Source organism: Candidatus Glomeribacter gigasporarum BEG34, assembly GCF_000227585.1.
GTDB classification, from domain to species: Bacteria; Pseudomonadota; Gammaproteobacteria; order Burkholderiales; family Burkholderiaceae; genus Glomeribacter; species Glomeribacter gigasporarum_B.
Map to the genome: position 1 here is coordinate 1 of NZ_CAFB01000098.1, position 2,372 is coordinate 2,372.

Annotated in this window: 2 protein-coding genes and 1 pseudogene; 2 read left to right on the top strand and 1 reads right to left on the bottom strand. The window is 56.9% G+C overall.

The window, feature by feature from the left end; genetic code table 11:
- Together CAGGBEG34_RS09035 and lolA are read left to right on the top strand one after the other, a co-directional pair.
- Positions 1-1,023 (top strand): annotated as a pseudogene (locus CAGGBEG34_RS09035) (DNA translocase FtsK); the annotation flags it as partial.
- 6 nt (positions 1,024-1,029) lie between these two features.
- Complete coding sequence (lolA, locus tag CAGGBEG34_RS09040) at positions 1,030-1,749, top strand: outer membrane lipoprotein chaperone LolA (RefSeq protein ID WP_102033322.1); 720 nt, start codon at positions 1,030-1,032, stop codon at positions 1,747-1,749.
- Positions 1,750-1,808: 59 nt separating this feature from the next.
- On the opposite strand, the gene CAGGBEG34_RS12025 is transcribed toward lolA, so the two are convergent.
- Positions 1,809-2,270, bottom strand: coding sequence for a tetratricopeptide repeat protein (locus CAGGBEG34_RS12025; protein ID WP_050009398.1), 462 nt, complete (start codon positions 2,268-2,270; stop codon positions 1,809-1,811).
- Positions 2,271-2,372: the final 102 nt, after the last annotated feature.

A 2,372-nucleotide genomic window follows, 5' to 3' on the forward strand; every position in this document is an offset into this window, starting at 1 on the left:
GGACGACGGGTTCGGGTAAATCGGTCGGCGTGAACGCGATGATCTTGTCGTTGCTCTATAAAGCAAGGGCTGAGCAGGTGCGGATGATTTTAATCGATCCCAAGATGCTGGAACTGAGCGTTTACAACGGCGTGCCGCATTTGCTGTGTCCGGTAGTCACCGATATGCGGCAGGCCGCGCATGCGCTCAATTGGGCGGTTGCTGAAATGGAGCGCCGTTATAGATTGATGAGCCAGCTTGGCGTGCGCAATCTGGGCGGCTATAACCACAAAATCCTGGAGGCCGGCAAGCGCGATGAGACCATCCCCCATCCCTTCAGTCTGACGCCCGACGCGCCGGAGCCACTCGCGCGGCTGCCGCAGATTGTGGTCGTGATCGACGAACTGGCTGATCTGATGATGGTTGTCGGCAAAAAGAATTGAAGAACTGATTGCGCGGATTGCGCAAAAGGCGCGCGCCGCGGGAATTCACCTGATTCTGGCGACGCAGCGGCCTTCGGTCGATGTGATTACCGGCTTGATCAAAGCGAATGTGCCGACGCGCATCGCGTTTCAAGTGTCTTCAAAAATTGACTCGCGCACGATTCTGGACCAGCAGGGCGCCGAATCGCTGCTCGGCATGGGCGATATGTTGTATCTGCCGCCGGGAACAGGTTTGCCGGTACGCGTGCACGGCGCCTTTGTCTCCGATGACGAAGTCCATCGCGTGGTTGAAAAACTGAAAGAACAGGGCGAGCCGGACTATGTCGAAGGATTGCTCGAGGGCGGGGCGCAGAGCGAAATGGGCGAGTTCTTTGGCAGCGCGGGCGGTGAAGCGGACGCGGAAGCCGATCCGCTCTATGATCAGGCGGTCGAGATCGTGATTCAAAACCGCCGCGCATCGATTTCGCTGGTGCAGCGGCATTTGCGAATCGGCTATAACCGCGCCGCACGGCTGCTTGAACAGATGGAACAGGCGGGATTGGTCTCGGCGATGACCTCAAGCGGCAATCGCGAGATTCTGGCGCCGAACCGGGAGGATTAATCCAAGATGTATCGAGCCTTTTTATCGTTCTGGAGAGCGCGTTTTTCATCGGCTTGCACTGTGCCGCTTCGCGCTCGCCAAAATGCTCTAGCGCTTGGATTGGCCGTAGCGCTCTATCCAGCGTCCTGCGCGCGCGCGGACAGTATCGAACAATTGCGGGCCTTCGTTGCGCAGGTGCACGCGGCGCGAGGCCGCTTTGTCCAGACATTGATCGAAGCGCCGTCGCGCGGCGAGTCCGCGCGTCCCGCGGCGCCGCTGCCTGCGCGCCGCTCAAGCGGGACTTTTTTGTTCTCCCGGCCCGGCAGGTTTATCTGGCGCTACGAGCAGCCCTATCAACAAATATTGCAATCCGACGGCAAAACATTTTATATCTACGACAAGGATTTAAATCAGGTGATGCTGCACCCGCTCGACCAAGCGTTCAGCGCGAGTCCTCTGGCGGTGCTGTTTGGCCGCAACAATCTTGAACACGATTTTGCGCTGCGCCCGCAGGCCGCGCGCGACGGGCTCGAATGGCTTAAAATGACGCCCAAAAAAACGGACGAATCGCCCTATCGGCGGATTCTGCTTGGTTTTCGTAACGGTCAGCCGGAATCGATGGAATTGCACGATGCCTTTGGCAATCTCACCGTGCTGACTTTAAGCGCGCTCGAAAAAAATTCGCCTTTGCCTGAGCGCATGTTCAAATTTGATATGCCTCCGGGCGTTGATATCATCCGGGAATAGACAACGCGCTCGTCGCTCGCCAAGCGGCTCTGTCCTCGTAAGTCTTGGTCCACGGCCTTTCAGCGACTTTTAGCGGAAGGCGCCAGAATAGATTGAATGCGTTGTTGCATCCGCTTGGCGCTGGCGTTGCGCGGCTCAAGCTCTAGAGTGCGCTGGTATGCGCGCTCGGCCAGTTGCAGATATACTCTGCCGAGATTCTGGTATGCGAGCGCATAATCGGAATGCACCGCGAGCGCAGATTCGAGCGCGGCGCGGGCCGCGTCGAGACGGCCATATTTGGCGTGCAGCGCGGCCAGATTGTTATAGGGTTCAGGTAGTTCCGGGTATTGCGCAATGAGCGCATCGAACAGAGCGATTGCCTCATCGTCCTGACCTTGCTGCGCAAGCGCAGTTGCATGCTTGAAACGCGCCTGTGCGTCGTTTTTCAAATGAAGCGCATCCTGATCTCCAGACGCATTGCCGAGATATCCTGTCCAGCAGGCAATGAATGCGATGCGTATTAAATCTCTAAAGGATTTCATCTTTTCTCCTGAACTCCTGAATCTCCCTTTTCCTATGCCAACTCAATCTAAGCTTGGCTGGCGCATATATTTCAATATGCGCATGCTCACCTGCGTTTTTCT